This window comes from Micromonospora qiuiae, from assembly GCF_016863555.1.
GTDB lineage: Bacteria > Actinomycetota > Actinomycetes > Mycobacteriales > Micromonosporaceae > Micromonospora > Micromonospora qiuiae.
In genome coordinates this window covers 1-16,169 of sequence record NZ_BOPC01000083.1, presented here as the reverse complement: position 1 = coordinate 16,169, position 16,169 = coordinate 1, and the positions used below count along the sequence as shown (strand labels likewise).

At 72.0% G+C, this 16,169-nt stretch carries 18 protein-coding genes and 1 pseudogene; 7 read left to right on the top strand and 12 right to left on the bottom strand.

The genetic code is table 11. The annotated features are described in order from the left end of the window. Positions 1-15: 15 nt before the first annotated feature. Positions 16-480, bottom strand: a complete 465-nt coding sequence (locus Vqi01_RS24590) for a PPOX class F420-dependent oxidoreductase (protein ID WP_189040375.1) — start codon at positions 478-480, stop codon at positions 16-18. 46 nt (positions 481-526) lie between these two features. Continuing rightward, positions 527-1,156 carry a DUF6642 family protein gene (locus Vqi01_RS24585; RefSeq protein WP_204037218.1) on the bottom strand — a complete coding sequence of 210 codons (630 nt, stop codon included), beginning with the start codon at positions 1,154-1,156 and terminating at the stop codon, positions 527-529. Between the two features lie 313 nt (positions 1,157-1,469). Here Vqi01_RS24585 and Vqi01_RS31395 point away from each other — a divergent pair, with 313 nt between their 5' ends. Then, a complete protein-coding gene (locus tag Vqi01_RS31395) occupies positions 1,470-2,243 on the top strand; it encodes a D-Ala-D-Ala carboxypeptidase family metallohydrolase (RefSeq protein WP_204037217.1) in 774 nt (257 codons plus the stop codon). A gap of 82 nt (positions 2,244-2,325) precedes the next feature. On the opposite strand, the gene Vqi01_RS24575 is transcribed toward Vqi01_RS31395, so the two are convergent. Further along, positions 2,326-2,919: a hypothetical protein gene (locus Vqi01_RS24575; protein WP_204037216.1), complete on the bottom strand. Its 594-nt coding sequence runs from the start codon at positions 2,917-2,919 to the stop codon at positions 2,326-2,328. Positions 2,920-3,034: 115 nt separating this feature from the next. Next, a pseudogene (locus Vqi01_RS24570) lies at positions 3,035-3,754 on the bottom strand (response regulator); the annotation flags it as partial. Between Vqi01_RS24570 and Vqi01_RS24565 the strand changes: the two are divergent. Next, complete coding sequence (locus Vqi01_RS24565; RefSeq protein WP_204037214.1) at positions 3,647-4,141, top strand: YqeB family protein; 495 nt, start codon at positions 3,647-3,649, stop codon at positions 4,139-4,141. The pseudogene Vqi01_RS24570 and the gene Vqi01_RS24565 overlap by 108 nt on opposite strands. A gap of 78 nt (positions 4,142-4,219) precedes the next feature. On the opposite strand, the gene Vqi01_RS24560 is transcribed toward Vqi01_RS24565, so the two are convergent. The 8 genes from Vqi01_RS24560 to Vqi01_RS24525 all read right to left on the bottom strand — a co-directional run bounded on the left by Vqi01_RS24560 (position 4,220) and on the right by Vqi01_RS24525 (position 12,352). Next, the gene (locus Vqi01_RS24560; RefSeq protein WP_204037213.1) at positions 4,220-5,845 is read right to left on the bottom strand and encodes a M28 family metallopeptidase; all 1,626 of its coding nucleotides are present in this window, start codon (positions 5,843-5,845) and stop codon (positions 4,220-4,222) included. 131 nt (positions 5,846-5,976) lie between these two features. Further along, entirely contained in the window at positions 5,977-6,714 is a 738-nt protein-coding gene (locus Vqi01_RS24555) for a 4Fe-4S single cluster domain-containing protein (RefSeq protein WP_204037212.1), read from the bottom strand. Beyond that, the gene (locus tag Vqi01_RS24550) at positions 6,707-7,657 is read right to left on the bottom strand and encodes a ComEA family DNA-binding protein (protein ID WP_204037211.1); all 951 of its coding nucleotides are present in this window, start codon (positions 7,655-7,657) and stop codon (positions 6,707-6,709) included. The genes Vqi01_RS24555 and Vqi01_RS24550 overlap by 8 nt, the downstream gene beginning before the upstream one ends. Continuing rightward, the gene (locus Vqi01_RS24545; RefSeq protein WP_204037210.1) at positions 7,641-7,856 is read right to left on the bottom strand and encodes a DUF2997 domain-containing protein; all 216 of its coding nucleotides are present in this window, start codon (positions 7,854-7,856) and stop codon (positions 7,641-7,643) included. Before Vqi01_RS24545 ends, Vqi01_RS24550 begins: the two co-directional genes overlap by 17 nt. Continuing rightward, complete coding sequence (locus Vqi01_RS24540; protein WP_204037209.1) at positions 7,853-8,305, bottom strand: hypothetical protein; 453 nt, start codon at positions 8,303-8,305, stop codon at positions 7,853-7,855. The genes Vqi01_RS24545 and Vqi01_RS24540 overlap by 4 nt, the downstream gene beginning before the upstream one ends. Positions 8,306-8,336: 31 nt before the next feature. Further along, positions 8,337-10,100 (bottom strand): Ycf46 family AAA ATPase, encoded by a 1,764-nt coding sequence (locus tag Vqi01_RS24535; RefSeq protein WP_239098633.1) that lies wholly within the window; start codon positions 10,098-10,100, stop codon positions 8,337-8,339. Positions 10,101-10,282: 182 nt separating this feature from the next. Beyond that, positions 10,283-11,755 carry a serine hydrolase domain-containing protein gene (locus Vqi01_RS24530; RefSeq protein ID WP_204037208.1) on the bottom strand — a complete coding sequence of 491 codons (1,473 nt, stop codon included), beginning with the start codon at positions 11,753-11,755 and terminating at the stop codon, positions 10,283-10,285. An 87-nt stretch (positions 11,756-11,842) separates the two neighbouring features. Next, positions 11,843-12,352: an ArsR/SmtB family transcription factor gene (locus Vqi01_RS24525; protein WP_239098632.1), complete on the bottom strand. Its 510-nt coding sequence runs from the start codon at positions 12,350-12,352 to the stop codon at positions 11,843-11,845. 52 nt (positions 12,353-12,404) lie between these two features. Here Vqi01_RS24525 and Vqi01_RS31390 point away from each other — a divergent pair, with 52 nt between their 5' ends. The 5 genes from Vqi01_RS31390 to Vqi01_RS24505 all read left to right on the top strand — a co-directional run. After that, positions 12,405-12,527, top strand: coding sequence for a hypothetical protein (locus Vqi01_RS31390; protein WP_275408842.1), 123 nt, complete (start codon positions 12,405-12,407; stop codon positions 12,525-12,527). Between the two features lie 112 nt (positions 12,528-12,639). Further along, on the top strand, positions 12,640-13,626 hold the full coding sequence (locus Vqi01_RS24520; RefSeq protein ID WP_204037207.1) for an aldo/keto reductase: 987 nt from the start codon (positions 12,640-12,642) through the stop codon (positions 13,624-13,626). 188 nt (positions 13,627-13,814) lie between these two features. After that, the gene (locus Vqi01_RS24515; protein ID WP_204037206.1) at positions 13,815-14,834 is read left to right on the top strand and encodes an ATP-binding cassette domain-containing protein; all 1,020 of its coding nucleotides are present in this window, start codon (positions 13,815-13,817) and stop codon (positions 14,832-14,834) included. Further along, on the top strand, positions 14,831-15,688 hold the full coding sequence (locus Vqi01_RS24510; RefSeq protein ID WP_204037205.1) for an ABC transporter permease: 858 nt from the start codon (positions 14,831-14,833) through the stop codon (positions 15,686-15,688). Before Vqi01_RS24515 ends, Vqi01_RS24510 begins: the two co-directional genes overlap by 4 nt. Positions 15,689-15,981: 293 nt before the next feature. Continuing rightward, positions 15,982-16,169 (top strand): hypothetical protein (locus Vqi01_RS24505; protein WP_204037204.1); only part of this gene is annotated, 188 nt, incomplete at its 3' end.

Genomic DNA, 16,169 nt, shown 5'->3' with positions numbered 1-16,169 from the left:
CACCCCGCCCGCGTTTCAGTCGGCCAGCCGGGCCGGGAATCCGCCGGTGGCCACCGGGCCCCACGAGGTGATGGTGACCCGAATCAGCGACTTGCCCTGCCGCACCATCGCCTCCCGGTACTCGTCCCAGTCCGGGTGCTCCCCGGAGATGCTGCGGAAGTACTCCACCAGCGGTTCGAGGGCCTCGGGCAGATCGAGCACCTCGGCGGTGCCGTCGATCTGCACCCAGGGGCCGTTCCAGTCGTCGGAGAGCACACACGCCGACACCCGCGGGTCACGCCGGATGTTGGCGACCTTCGCGCGTTCGGGATAGGTGGAGATCACCAAACGGCCGGCGGTGTCCACCCCGGCGGCGACCGGCGAGGACTGCGGACGGCCGTCGGCGCGGGTGGTCATCAGCACCACCCGGTGTCGCGGGCGGAGGAACTCCAGGAGAGCGTCCCGGTCGACCCGGGTGTTGCGTGCGATCGTGCGTGACATCGTTCGTTTCTACCAGCCGTCAGGCGGAGCGGCCGGCCGACGGCTGTCAGGCGGAGCGACCGGCCGACGCCTGGCGGGGCACCCGAGGTCGGGCCGACGGCCGCCACGCCCGGCCGTTGGCGTAGATCACCCGGAAGCCGAGGTACGACGCGAGCGGCGCCCAGTGCGCCGAGCCCATCCGCAACTCGGCGGCGTTGTGTCGCTGACCGTTGGCGAGCACGTCGAGCAGGACGGTCTCGAACGCGGCCGACTCCACCCAGTCCACCTCACGGGTGAAACCGCAGATCAGCGCCGCACCGGTGACGTCGAGGAAGTCGCGTAGCACCGCTTCGGAGGCGCGCAGCACCGAACAGCTGCCGAAGTAGATCCGCCGCCCTTCGCAGCGCCCCGCCATCCGCTCGGCCACCTCGGTGAGCTCCACCGAGTGCCAGTCGGTCAGGCACAACCGGTTCGGCTCGCCGTGCATGGCGAAGAACCCGAGCCGGTGGTCGGCGTACTGCTTGAGCAGCCAGCGGTCGATGAAGTAGAAAAGCTCGTCCCGGGTGGCCGCGTCCTTGTGGATGAACCGGACCCGATTCAGCCGTTCGAGCAGTTCGAGGGTGGGCAGCACCGATCCCCGCTCGTTGAGGTCCCGGTGCCACTGGCCCTCGACGCAGAAGATCCCACCTCGCGCCACGCCCGCCTCCCCGTCGTCGCCGGCGCTGACGTTACCGGCCCGCCCCGGCCAGGGAACATCACCCTCCGTGCGACCTGCTGCGACTTTCCGCACAGTAATTGCCGGGTCGGCGTTCTCTGCGGCTACCCGGGAGTGAATGTCCGGTTCGCAAATGCCGTTAATTCCCAGGCAACGTTCAGACAAGGGAGATTGTGAGAACAATTCCGGTTAATCGCCGCGAATCGGCTTCCTCGGGTGCGAGGGTGGATTCACGGGACGGCCAGGCCGAAGTCCCGGATGCCACCCATTCACCTGTCTATCGGGAGGACTACCCGTGCGCGCACACGCCTTGAAGCGGGCCGTCGTCGCCCTCGCGCTGGCGCTACCGGGTGCCGCGATCGCCTCGGTGATCGCCGCACCAGCCGCCCACGCCGATGGCTGTTACACCTGGGAGCGCACCCTCTACCAGGGTCTCTCCGGCAGTGACGTACGCGAGCTGCAAATGCGGGTGGCCGGCTGGGCCGGCCGACGCGACATCGTGGAACTCGACGGCAAGTACGGCCCGAAGACCGCCGCCGCGATACGCCGATTCCAGGCCGCGTACGGGATCGCGGTCGACGGGATCGCCGGGCCGGAGACCTTCGGAAAGCTCTACCAGCTCCAGGACGACGACTGCACGCCCCGGCACTTCATCTACCCTGAGCTGGACAACGGCTGCGGCCGGGGTGGCTGGACGGGTGGCCCATTGACGGCCGACCAGACCCGGCAGAACGCCCTACGCACCATGTGGAAACTGGAGGCGCTGCGCAAGAGCCTCGGCGACCGGCCGCTGATCGTCACCAGCGGCTTCCGCGACCGCGGCTGCAACAGCCGGGTGGGCGGCGCGACGAACAGCCAGCACCTCTACGGCAACGCCGCCGACGTCATCTCGACCCACCGGTCGTTGTGCGACGTCGCCCGCCAGGCCCGCGACCACGGCTTCAGCGGAATCGTCGGCCCCGGCGTGCGCGGGCACAACAGCCATGTCCACGTCGACTCCCGTCGGGAGAACAACCGGGACGGCGTCTCGAACCACACCTACTGGTCCGCGCCCAAGTGCGGGATCTGAGGTCGCGACGCCGGTCCGGGCGCGGGCGGGAAATGACCGCGCGATCCGGACCGGCGTCGTACCGCCAGCGGGTGAATCCCTCTCAGCTCGCCCGCGGCCAGCGCGGCGCGGTGGCGGGGGGTGCCACCGGACGGCCGGTGCCGGGGGTCCGGGCAGCGGTCCGTGCCGCGGGAGCGGCCACCCGGGGCACCGGACCACGCGCCGGGTGACCGGCGACGCGATCGGTACGCGGCGGATAGCCGGCAGCGCGATCCGGACGCGCCGGATAGCCGCCCGCGCCCTGCTGGCGGGTCGGATAGCCGGCGGCGCCCTGCGGACGGGCCGGATAGCCGGTCGCGCCCTGCGGACGGGCCGCCGGGGTACGTCCCGGGTTCGGCCCGTTCACCAGGAACGGGAACGGCACGTGCACGAACGGGTTGCCGTGCCGGATGAGGGCGTCGAGCTGCCGCTCGTTCAGCCCGTGGGCCAGCAACACCCGCCGGCCCCACCGGTGCAACCGGCAGGGGAACCGAGCACCGTCGTTGCGGCACAGCGCCCCCGAGGGCCACTCCTCCGCCGCGTGCACGACCACCGCCCGGACCGCCAGCCGGACGTCCTCGGGGGTCAGCGATGTCGGGACCGGCAACTCGCCCAGAATTTGATCGATGGGATCTGTCGACTGCTCATCAACTCGCACGGCAGGCCTCCCGAAGCTCCGGTAGCGATGCGCTTGAGCACCGCACCTCGCGCATTGGTACGGCTGCCAGAGCGGGATGGTTCAAACGAGGTTTCCGCGCCTTCGCCGCCGACGGTCAGGCCAGGCCGGCGTCGTGCACGAGCAGCGCGATCTGCACCCGGTTGTTCAGGTCGAGGCGGGTCAGCAGCCGGGAGACGTACGCCTTGACGGTGGCCACGCTCATGAACAGCTCCCCGGCGATCTCGGCGTTGGTGCGCCCCTGGCCGACGGCCAGCGCGACCGCCCGTTCCCGCTCGGCGAGACCGGCCAGCAGCCGCAGCGCCCGCTCCCGGCGCGGGTCGGCCGCGGTCGGCACGGTGACGTGCTCGATGAGGGTACGGACGACCGTCGGGGACAGCGTGGCCTCACCCGCCGCCACCCGGGCCACCGCCCGCACGATCTCGGCCGGCGGGGTGTCCTTGAGCAGGAAACCGCTCGCGCCGGCCCGCAACGCGCGCAGCACGTACTCGTCGGCGTCGAAGGTGGTCAGCACGAGCACCTCGGGCGGTCGGGGCAACGCGCGCACCGCCTCCGTCGCGGCCAGCCCGTCGAGCCGGGGCATCCGGATGTCCATCAGCACCACCTCCGGTCGGCAGGCGGCGACCGCGGCCACGACTTCGCTGCCGTCGGCCGCCTCCCCGACCACCTCCAGGTCGGGTGCCCCGCCGAGGATCATCGACGGCCCGGGGTGGCGGTCGGCGTGCTGGCCGGGCTGGTCATCGGCGCGATCGGCACCGCCGAGCGGGTGCGGGTCGCCGTGGACGGCACCCGGGCGCGGCTGCGCCGCGGCAGCACCGAGCGGGAGATCGGCCGGTCGGAGACCCGGGTGGTCTTCGTCGACGGTAAGGACCTGGTGCTGCTCGGCGCCGACGAGAACGAGCTGGCCCGGCAGACCTCCGACCTGCCGGCCGACCGGCTGGCCAAGGCGTTCCGGGAGCACGGCTGGCCGTGGGCGGAGGCGGACCCGCACCGGGAGGCGTACCGGCGCTGGGTGCCGGGGCTGCCCGGGCTGCCGGCCGGCGCGGACGCACTGCTGCGGGCCCGGCAGGAGGCGCTGGAGGCCGACCGGGGCGACGAGGCCCGCGAACTGCGTACCGAACTGGGCCGCTACGGCGTGGTGGTCCGCGACGAGGGCAAACGGCAGTACTGGCGGCTGACCCGATCGGCCCTTCCACCCGGCTGAGCCGACCCGACCGGTCGGTGTGCGCCGGTCGGGCCGGGCCCCGAGGCGGGGCCCGGCCCGGTCAGCAGGGCGCCGGGACTACCTTGCGTGCTTGTGGCCGTGTTTGTGGCCGTGCGGCTTGCCCTTGTCCTTGCCCTTGCCCTTGCCGGGCGTCTTGCCCGGAACGCCGTTCACGGCCGAGGTGTCGTACGCGAACGTGAGCACCGCGGTGGCGACGGCGTCGGCGTTGACGTCGAGCGCGAAAACGTTGACGTTGCCCTTGAGCTTGTACTCCTTGCCCAGCGCCCGGTAGAGCGCGGCGTCGGCACCGTCGGCGACCGGCGTGAGGCTGTCGCAGGCCTGGTGGTAGCAGGGGTCGTACGCCTCCCCCGCCAGACCGCCGAAGAGGGCGGCCTCCTCGGCCGTCTTGAGGCCCTCCGCGCCGGTGAAGAGGCCACCGGCCGGGATGCCGACGTCGATGAACCCGCCGTAGTCCGAGCGGCCGGAGAAGTCCGCCGGCACGGTGGGCAGCTTGCGGGAGGCGAAGAACTCCTCGAACACCTTCTCGATCTGCGCCGACCCCTCCGGGCCCGGGCCGGAGCCCTCCTGCGCGGAGTCGTCACCGTCGTACACGCCGAAGACGTAGTTCGGCGAGCCGATCATGTCGAAGTTGAGGTAGAGGGCGATGTCCTCGACCTGCTTCTCGGTCAGCGAGTCCACGTAGTACTGAGAGCCGATCAGACCGGCCTCCTCCGCACCCCACCAGGCGAAGCGGACCGCGTTGTTCGGCTTCACCTTGGCCATCTGGAGCGCGACCTCGAGCAGCCCGGCGCTGCCGGTGCCGTTGTCGTTGTAGCCCGACCCGTCCGGCACCGAGTCCAGGTGCGCCCCGGCCATGACCACGTTGTCGGTGCGGCCCTGCCGGGTCTGCGCGATGACGTTCTCGGTGCTGCGGATCTCGGAGGTGGTGTCGGCCTCGATGCGCAGAACCAGGCCCGCCGCCGCGGCGAACTGCGCCCCGGTGTCGTACGACACGGCGACCGTCGGAATGCCGACCGGCGCGCCGAGGGTGCCGGCGTACAGGTCGTAGCGGTCCGCATTGGCCTCCGGCGTGCCGTTGCCCTGGTTCATGATGATCGCGCCGGCCGCGCCAGCCGCCTCGGCGTTGGCAGCCTTGTCCCCGAAGGCGCAGGTGCCGCGCTGCATCAGGGCGATCTTGCCGGCCACGTCCACACCGGCGAAGTCGCTCGCCTCGCAGCCGGACGACGAGTCGCGCGGCGGCGTGAGCGCCAGATCCACCGGGACCACCTCGGCCTCGGCCACCCCGGCACCGGAGTAGGACATCAGCTCGTAGTCGACGCCATCGGCGTACGTGGTCGGGTTCGGCGCCACCTGCGCGAACGACGAGCCGAACTCCTCGAAGTACGCGAAGTCGAACTGCTGCCGGCTCACCTGGTAGCCGGCCTTCTCCAACAGCCCCGCCACGTAGTCGGCGCTGGCGTCGTAGCCGGGCGTACCGGAGGCCCGCGTGCCATTGTTGGCGTTGGCGATGGCCTGGAACTTGTCGAGGTGTTTGAAGACACCCTCGACGGTCACCGCCTTGGTCAGCTTCTTGACGGTGTTGTTGTTCGGGCTCGCCGACGCCGGGCTTGCCAGCGCCACCGTGCCCAAGAGCGTGCTGGCCGCGATACCGGCGAGCACTCTCCTGCCGGAGAAAGGCACCACGATGTGCCACGTCCTTCCTCTGCGGGTATCCGGCTCCCCTACCCCCGTACGCCGGATGTTCGTGCCATCCTGATGCACATCGGGGCTGATGCAAAGGGTCTGTTCAGTCGAGGTCGGTCAATCGCGGTCTGCTAACGGTCACGCCGGCCCGGCCGGCGGCCCACTGTGGCCAGCAACTCGTCGAGAATGTCCACTTCGGCCCAGCCGTTCACTTCGATCCGCCCGGCAGTGTCCACCGTGACCTCCACGCGGTCCGGGCAGCCCGTGAGCCCCGTCAACATCTCCGGAAAACGGTCACTGAGCAGCACGAACTCCTGGTTGGTCGAGCCCATCCAGGGCCTTCGGGTGTCGATCCGGTCGGCGTCGAACGGTCCGGCGACCAGCAGATCGGTCGCCGCCAGCAACGCGGCGACGTCATCGCGGCCAGCGTCGACCGCCGCCGCCAACTGCGCACGGGTGTAGCCGGTGAAGGTCATCACCGAGCGTCCGGCGTCGCGTACCCCGGCGGCGACCTCGGCCAGCGGGGCCGCCTGGTCGAAGGGCTCGCCGCCGAGCAGGGTCAACCCCTCGGTGCCGGCGTCGAGCACCCGCCCCACCAACTCGGCCGGAGTGACCTGCTCGCCGCCGCGGAAGCTCCACAGGTGCGGGTTGAAGCAGCCGGGGCAGCGGATCGCGCAGCCCTGCACCCAGATGGCGGTCCGCTCGCCCGGGCCCTCGGCCCGGGTGGTGCCGAGGAACCGGGCCACCGAGACCGTCCGTGCCGCTCGGCGCGGCCCCGGCACGACGCCCTCCGCCCCGCCACGCGGCGTCGGCACGACGCCCTCCGCCCCGCCACGCGGTGCCGGGGTGGCGGCCGGTCGCTCAGACATCCAGGACGCGCCCCTGGGGCGGTAGCCCCGACGCGGGCCGCACCGGCGGCGAACACACCAGGTTGTCGCGCAGCCGCGCGTACTCGTGCGGCGCCAGGCCGGCCGCGGCGACGAACTCGGAGACACTGCCGAAACCACCCCGCCGGTCCCGTTCGGCCAGCGCCTGCCGGACCCGCTGCGGATCCAGGCCGGGCAGCGCCGCGAACTCCTCTGGCCGGGCGGCGTTGACGTCCAGCGGAGCGGCGGCCACGTCCAGCCGCCGGGGCTCTCCACCGATCGGCACGGGAGCCGCGACCGGACCGGAACCGAAGTAGTCGGACGTCGAGCCGGCCGGCGGGAACCCGGTGGGCGGATGGGCCGGCGGCGCCGCAGGGCCCGCACCCGGGAACGGCGGCGCAGCAGGGCCCACGCCCGGAAACGGCGGCGCAGCAGGGCCCACGCCCGGAAACGGCGGCGCAGGGGGGCTCGCGCCGAAGGGCGGCGCAGGGGGGCTCGCGCCCGGCGGCGGGGCGAGCGTGCCGGGCGGGTAGCCGGGCCCGCCCGGTGCCGGCTGCTGGGCGTACCAGGGGCGGTAGCCCGCCCGCCAGCGCAGCCACGAAGAGTTGATCATGGCGGCGTGCACGATGCTGGTGAGCCAGACGACCAGCACCAGGCCGGCCATCCAGTCACCGAGCGGAGCGTCCGGATCCGACTCCCCGGCCAGGATGAAGGCGGTCCACCCAACCAGCAGGTAGCCGATCCCGGCGATCCACCACGCCGGGCGTCGGGCGCGCAGGCCCACGTAGAGGAAGCCGAGGCCGCCGAGGCAGCTCATACCGAGCACCGGCAGCAGCAGCCACCAACTGTGCATCAGCCGCCACTTGAAGCTCGCGGCCGGCGGCTGCGGCTGCCCCACCGGTGGCTGCCCCCACGACGGCCGTCCCGGGTCAGGCGCGCTCGACATCACGGACCTCCTGTCGCAGGGGCTCGGCGGTACGCGCATAATCGGCGGTGTAGGCGCTGTCGACCGCGCGTGCCGCCAGCAGGTCCTCCAGGACGCTGACGTAGTCCAGGCATCGTTCGCCGAGGATGTCCCGGGTCTCGGCGCTCACCACGCCCTCGCTGCTGACGGTGACCACGACCCGTGGCCGCCCGCCGGTCACGACCGCCCCTCGACGGCGAAGACCAGGCGTACGCTGGCGTCCTCGGTGACCTGCTCGGACTCCAGCCGCAGGCCGGCGGCGGGTGCCCGCTGGCGCAGCCGCTCCAGCACCGCCTGCTGGACCTGCCGCCCGTACGCGGCGTCCACGGCCCGGATCACCTCGACCGCCCGCTGCTCGTCGACCTCGCCGGTGAAGTGCGCCGACCAGATGCCGTCCGCGCCCCGCTGGAAGCTCGCCCGTACGCCCATCCAGTCCGCGGTGATGGCGTCCCGCTCGATGCCCACCACGGCGGCGGTGTCGTGCAGCGCGGCGGCGAGCAGCGTCTCGTCCCGCATCCGGGTCTGCACCTGGCAGACGACCCGGCCCTGCTGATCGCGTCCCGCGCTCACGCCCTGAGCTGCCGCGACGGCGGCGACGGCCAGCGGCAGCAGTACCAGTGAGATGCTCATGCTCGCTCTCCTCTCCCGGTCGGTGCGGACATCAGAACTCCACCGCCCGTCCGCCCTGCGCGCCGGGAGCGCCGCCACCCGGCGCCTGCTGCGGGAAGCCACCGCCGTGTCCCTGTGACGGGCGGCTCTCGCCGTGGCCCTGGGCGGGATAGCCACCGCCGTAGCCGCCGGGCGGGACGCCTCTCTCGGCGTACCCCCGGGATGGAACGCCGCCGCCGCGGGTGCCGGGACGCGCGCCGCTGTCCCAGTCCTCGGCGGCGGTCGCGGCGATCGCGCGGGCGTCGGCCCACGACCGGATGGCGTCGATTTTCTCCGCCTGAGTGACGCTGAGCGGCACCATACCGACCACCGCCTGGGCCAGGTCGTCGCGGTGCAGCGGGCGGCGCTCGGAGAACGCGTCGAAGAGCCCGCCGATGACGGCCTGCTCGATCTCGGCGCCCGAGTAGCCTTCGCTCAGCTCCGCCAGCTCGGCGAGTAGGGCTTCGTCGAGGGTGAGACCACCGGCGACGGCGGGGTTGCGCAGCCGCCGGGCGAGATGAACCCGCCAGATCGAGGACCGCTCGGGCCGAGTCGGCAGATCGACGAAGAAGATCTCATCGAAACGCCCCTTGCGCAGCAGTTCCGGCGGCAGCCCTTCGATGTCGTTGGCGGTGGCGATGACGAAGACGGGGCGGGTCTTCTCCTGCATCCAGGTGAGGAAGGAGCCGAAGACGCGGGTGGAGGTGCCGGAGTCGCCGGCACCGCCGGAGAAGCCCTTCTCGATCTCGTCCACCCAGAGCACACAGGGCGCGCTCGCCTCGGCCGTGCGGATGGCGTTGCGCATGTTCTGTTCGCTCGAACCGACCATCCCGGCGAAGACGCGACCGATGTCCAGCCGCAGCAGAGGCAGGCCCCAGGCCGCGGCGATCGCCTTCGCGGTCAGCGACTTGCCGCACCCCGGCACGCCGGTGATCAGTACGCCTCGGGGGGCCGGCAGCCCGTACGCCGCCGCCTCGGCCAGCCAGGAGCCGTCCCGCTTGGCCAGCCAGCGCTTCAGGTTCTCCAGCCCCCCGACGTCGTCGAGGTTGACGTCGGCGTCGACGAACTCCAGCAGGCCCGACTTGCGGACGGTCTGCCGTTTCTCCTCGTGCACCACCTCAAGGTCGCGCTGGTCGAGCACCCCGTCGTTGACCATGGCCCGGGCGAAGGCGTTCTCCGCCTCGTGCAGGGTCAGGCCGAGGGCGGCCTTGGCGAACCGTTCCCGGCCGATTTCGTCCAGCCCGATCTGGATCCGGCCACCGGCGGTGTTCGCCTCGATCATCGCGTCCAGCACCCGGCGGATCTCGGGCTCGCTCGGCAGCGGGAAGTCGACGATCGTGATCTCCTTCTCCAGCTCGGTGGGGATCTTCAGGACCGGGGAGACCAGGATGAGGGTGCGCGGTACGGAGCCGGCCTTGAACGCCGCCGCCACGTCCCGCAGCCGGCGGATCACGCCCGCGTTGCCCGGCCGGTCACCGTCACCGTGTGCCGGGTGCAGATCCTTGAAGATGAGTACGCTCGGGTGGTCGATCCGCAGGGCGGCGTCCAACGCGTCCGCCGCCTCGTTCGTGCCGTTGTGCGCGCCGCCCTCGGGGTGCACCAGCCCCGTGGTCGTCGACCAGGTCCACACGGCGCGGGGCGTACGCACCAGCGCGGCGTCGTGCGCGACGGCGGTGACCTCGGCGATGACCCGTTGTTCCTCGGACGATTCGATGTAGAGGATCGAAAAGCGCGCCTTGAGCATCTGCGCCAGCGCGTCCCGGAACGGAATCGCCATTTTCGTTCTCCCCACGAGCCGTCCGACCTGGCCGACGACTCTAACAGCCATGATCGAAAACGCGCGAGCCGCGCAGTTCGGTGGCCTGCCGGTTGAGCTGCGGCTCAACGAGTTGTTAGAAGGGGGCCCTTCCTATACATCAGGCGTTAATAAGGGGCCCCTCCTTACACTTCAGCGCTTCGTTAGGTGAGCAGGGCGGCGGTTACGGCGAGCGCGCCGGTGAGGGAGGCGCCGACGGCGACCGACCGGCGCCACGGCACCGCGGCGCCGTTGAGCGGCAGCCTCCGCCAGCGGTACGCGACCAGGGCCAGCCCGGCGGCGGAGAGCCCGAGCCCTGCGGGCCAGAGCCAGCCGGGCACGACCGACCAGTCGCCCAGCTGATGCCCGAGGAGCGGGTACGCCAGCGCCCAGGCCGCCGCGGACAGCCCGGTCAGCCGGTCCAGCGCCGGACGGAACGCCGCGCCCAGCAGCGACAGGCCGCCGATGGAGGTGAACAGCAGCGCCAGACCGGCACCGGCCCAGGGCGGCAGCGTTGACGAGGCGCTGCCGGCGCTCTCCTGCGGTACGCCGAGCAACCGCAACCCGATCGGTTCGACACCCCGGTCGGTGTTGCCGAGCACCACCACCCCCTTTCCGGTGGCCCGCTCGAACCCCACGTAAGTGTGGAAGCCGCCGGTGGCGCCGTTGTGCCAGGTGATCTCACGGTCGCCGTAGCGGGTGGTGAACCAGCCGTAGCCGACCCGGGTGCGTTCGTCGTCGACGAAACGCGGGTCACGGGCGTCGGCGCCGGGGGCGGTGCCGGCGGCGGTGGCGGCGACCAGGCGGGCGAGGTCCTCGGCGGTGGACCAGTAGCCGATGCCGGCCGGGGCGTAGCCCGCACCGACCCACGGGTCCGGGCTGCGTCCGCTGGTCCTGGCGCCCTGCGCCCGCCCCGCCGGCAGGGCCGAGGGGTCGGTGGCCAGCACCGTCGCGGTCATCCCGAGCGGAGCCAGCACCTCCCGGTCGAGCAGTTCGGGATAGTCGGTGCCGGCGTCGGCGGCCAGGGCCTGACCGAGCAACGCCATGCCGAAGTTCGAGTAGCCGACCCGGCCCCGACCGTCGCCGGGCCCGTGTTCGTCGGTCGCGGCCCGGATCCGGTCGACGTCCTGTCCGGCGTACGGGTTGCCGGCCGCGAGGTTGGTCCACAGTAGGCGGGCCCAGTCTCGTACCGAGCCGATGGTGACCCGAGGCAGACCGGAGCGGTGGCTGGCCAACTCGGCCAGGGTGACCTGGTGGGCGGGGCCGGTGACCTCGGGCCAGGTGGTGCCGAGGGTGTCGTCGGGGTGAACCGCTCCGGCGCCGACGCGCTGCGCCAGCAGCATGCCGGTGAGCACCTTCGACACCGAACCGATCTCGAACGGGGTGTCCGACTCGACCGGGTGGCCGGCTCGGTCGCGGTCGCCCAGGCCGGCGGTACGGATCCGGCCACCGTCGATCAGCGCGACGGCGAGGCCGCGGTGCCCCACGGGATCGTCCACCGCGGCCCGTACCGCGGCGGCCAGTTCGGCGTCGCCGGTGGCCTGGGCGGTCAACCGGGGCGCGCGGGGCATGACGCCGAGCCCGGCGACCCCGGCGACGATTCCGGTGACCAGGGCGATGAGGGTTTGCTTTCGCACGCTGGTGCTCCTTCGGTCGGCGGCTCCGGGCGCGGTTCGTGGTCAGCGGCCGGCGTGGAGCCGAGTGGGCTGTCGCGCGGTTCGTGGTCAGCGGCCGGCGGCGGTGAGGATGGCCAGCAGCGGCACCACCCGCTCGGCGGGGATGGCGTATCGGCCACGGCCGGCGCTGCGCAGCCAGCCGGCGGCGGTGAGCTGGCGCAGGTGGTGGTGCAGTTGGCCGGTGGTGCCGAGCTCCTCGATCCCCGCCAGCTCGCCGGTGCCCTGCCGGCCGCCGAGGATCTCGCGCAGCAGGCGCAGGCGGACCGGGTGGGCCAGGGCGGAGAGCACGGCCGGCAACTCGGCCCAGTCGTCGGCGAGCAGGTCGTCGACGGTGCGGCCGTACTGCCAGTCGTAGCGCTGGCCGGCGACGTGGACGGTGCCGGTGTAGAGCACGGCGCCGGGGTGGTCGTCGGCCGGCAGCCGCTGCTTGAGCCCGTCCAGGGCCCAGAAGGCGCCGTCGGGCGGCGTCGCCGGCTCGCCCGCGCCGCCCCCGACCCGCTCGGCCAGCGCGGCGACCTGCGCCTCCAGTGCGGCCAACCGCTCCTCGATCTCCGACACGCTTCGATAATACGAACTTACGTAGTTACGTTCAAACGGCGAGCGGCCGAAGATGATCGGAGTCGGCCTGGGACTGCGCGGCGTCGGCGGGCTGCGCAAGGCGAAACTGGTCGAGCGGATCGTGGATCGCACCATCGGCTACCGGCTCGCCTCCACCGCCCTGCGGGAACGCTGACCTTGGCCCACCTTCCCGGCTGAACTTTCGTCCCGGCGTCGCGCTTGACCTCGAGTGCACTCGAGGACGCAGGCTGGTGCCGCGTCCCTTCGGGCGCACGAGAGGAGCCTTGATGCAATACCGCACCATCGGCACCGACCCGCGTACCCGACGCGAGGTCAGCGTGCTCAGCCTCGGCGCGATGCTTTTCGGCACGAGGACCGACGAGGCCACGTCGTACGCCATCCTGGACCGGTTCGTGGAGGCGGGCGGCACATTCATCGACACGTCGAACAACTACGCGTTCTGGGAGACCGGCGGCCAGGGCGGCGACAGCGAGGAGTTGCTGGGCCGGTGGCGGCGCAGCCGAGGGGTGGGCGACGAGATCGTCATCGCCACCAAGCTCGGCGCGCGGCCACTGGCTCCCGGCGCCAGCTACCTCGACAATCCTGAAGGGCTGTCGGCGAAGGTGATCCGGGAATCCGCCGAGCGCAGCCGGGAGCGGCTCGGGGTGGAGCGGCTGGACCTGCTCTACGCCCACATCGAGGACCGCCGGACGCCGATCCAGGAAACCGTCGCAGGCTTCGCCGAGCTGGTCGCCGACGGCACGGTGGGGCTGCTGGGCGTGAGCAACCACCGCGCCTGGCGGGTGGAGCGGGCCCGCGCGCTGGCCGCCGCGGCCGGCCTGCCCGGGTACGAGGTGCTCCAGTACCACCGCAGCTACCTGCCCGCCCGGCTGGACGGGCCGACCGACCTCGACCCCGACGGCGACGTGGGCGCCGTCGGCGGCGAGCTGGTCAGCTACCTGCGGGCCGAGCCCGGCCTGACCCTGGTGTCGTACGCGCCGCTGCTGAAGGGGGCGTACAGCCGGCCGGACAAGCCCCTGGGCCCGGAGTACGACCTGCCGAGCGCGCCGGTGCGGTTGACCGCGCTGCGGGAGGTCGCGAAACAAACCGGCGCGACCGTCAACCAGGTGGTGCTGGCCTGGCTGATCGGTGGGGACGTGCCCACGATTCCGCTGGTGGGCGCCTCCACCGTGGCCCAGTTGGAGGAGAGCCTCGGCGCCGTCGACCTGACGTTGACGCCCGAGCAGCGGCACCGGCTCGACACCGCCTGGTAACGGGGGCCGGCAGCGGCCACCCGGCCACTGCCGGACGGTGGTGCGGGCCGGCCACCGGCCACAGTCGTTGTAGCAGGTGGTCGGCCCCGCGTCGGAATTTTGTCGTACGCGTGCGGTGGGCTGGGGCGGCATGTGCTCCGGTGCCCTTCCGGGCCCGGTGCCACCACACGGGAGGACAGATCGACATCATGAGTTCTAGACGCACCAGCGGCCTCGCCATCGAGGCCGCGGGGTTGACCAAGACGTTCGGCGAGACCCATGCGCTCGCCGGCCTCGACCTGCAGGTGCCGGCCGGTGCCGTGTACGGGGTGCTCGGCCCGAACGGGGCCGGCAAGACCACCGCGGTACGGGTGTTGGCGACGTTGCTGCGCCCGGACGGCGGGCAGGCCCGGGTGTTCGGCCACGACGTGGTCACCGAGGCCGACGCGGTCCGCGCCCGGGTCAGCCTGACCGGTCAGTACGCCTCGGTCGACGAGGATCTGACCGGCACGGAGAACCTGATCCTGCTGGGCCGGCTGCTCGGGCTGCGCAGGTCGGCTGCCCAGCAGCGAGCGGAGCAGTTGCTGGCCGCGTTCGGGCTGACCGAGGCCGCCGGCCGGCAGGTCAAGAAATACTCCGGCGGCATGCGGCGGCGCATCGACATCGCGGCGAGCATCCTCAACACGCCCGACCTGTTGTTTCTCGACGAGCCGACGACCGGGCTCGACCCACGCAGCCGCAACCAGGTGTGGGAGATCGTCCGGGCGGTGGTGGCGCACGGCACGACCGTGCTGCTGACCACGCAGTACCTCGACGAGGCCGACAAGCTGGCCAGCCGGATCGCGGTGGTCGACCACGGCCGGGTGATCGCGGAGGGCACCCCGGGCGAGTTGAAGTCGTCAGTTGGCTCCGGCACTGTTCACCTGCGGCTGCGGGACGCGGCTTCGCGGCCGGAGGCGGAGCGGATCCTGCGGACGGTGCTGGACGCGCCGGTGCAGTTGGAGCCGGATCCGGTGGCGATGACGGCTCGGGTCGGCGGCGACGGCAGTGACCTGGACGCCGGTGCCCAGGCCGCCCGCGTGCTGAGCGAGCTGTCCCGCGCCGGGATCGTGGTGGACGACTTCTCGCTCGGCCAGCCGAGCCTGGACGAGGTCTTCCTGGCCCTGACCGACCACCCCGCCGCACCAGTCGAGGACGAGCGGGACGAGGCGCTGGAGGCAGCCCGATGAGCAGCGACATCGCCACCTCGACCGAGCGTGCGCCGGCGGTCTACGTCCCGTCGACCGAGGCGTTGGGGATGATCCTCGCGCCGGGCGAGCGACCGCCCCGACCGAGCCCGCTGGCGGCGTCGCTCGCCTTCAGCTGGCGCGCCGTCCTGAAGATCAAGCACGTGCCGGAGCAACTGTTCGACGTGACGGCGTTCCCGATCATCATGGTGCTGATGTTCACGTACCTGTTCGGCGGCGCGCTCGCCGACAACCCTCGTGACTACCTTCAGTTCTTCCTGCCGGGCATCATGGTGACCAGCGTCGTGATGATCACCATGTACACCGGTGTCGGCCTCAACACCGACATTCAGAAGGGCATCTTCGACCGGTTCCGGACGCTGCCGGTGTGGCGGCCCGCCGCCCTGGTCGGCATGATCGTCGGGGACGTGCTGCGCTACGTGCTGGCGGCGGTGGTGATCCTCACCGTCGGGCTGGTGCTCGGCTTCCGCCCCGACGGCGGCGTGCTCGGCGTGCTCGCCGGGATCGGCCTGCTGGTGGTCTTCTCGTTCGCCTTCTCCTGGGTCTGGACGTTCTTCGGGCTCGTCCTGCGCACCGAGAAGTCCGTGATGGGGGTCAGCATGATGGTGCTGTTCCCGCTGACCTTCCTCAGCAACGTCTTCGTCGCCCCGTCCACCATGCCGGGCTGGCTCCAGGCATTCGTCAAGGCCAACCCGATCACCCACCTGGTGTCGTCGGTGCGGGCCGCCATGTTCGGCACCACCGATTCGACCGCGATGATGTGGACAGCCCTCTGGAGTGTCCTCTTCATCGCCATCTTCGGCACCCTGACCATGCACCGCTACAACCGCCCCTGACCCCCACCCCACCCCACCCCCGTTCGGCTGGCGTTGATCATGAGGTTAGCGGCGTTTGACGATCGAATTCGCCGCAAACCTCATGATCAACAGGTTTCTTGTGGGGTCGGGTGGGGGGTCAGCGGGCGTCGGTGGTTGTGTGGGAGCAGGGGGTGCAGGCGGCGGGGCCCTGTTCGGCGTACCAGCTGCGGCGGATGGCGCAGTGCGACAGTTGACCTTTTCGGCCGGCTCGCCTCGGCGCTGGTGCGGGTGGCGCCGGCGGTGGCGCTCCGGGGCGGCTCGCCTCGGCGCTGGTGCGGGTGGCGTCGGCGGCGGTGGCGCTTCCGCGGCGGCTCGCCGGCGGTCTCGGCGTACGAGGCGACGAGGCGGTGACGCTGCACCTGGGGCGGTGGGCGGCGCGAAATGCCGCGTGTCGGGGTGTCCGGGCCGATCGGGTGGGCGCGAGTTGCGGCATCCCGTGCGCAGCTCACGAATTGCGGCA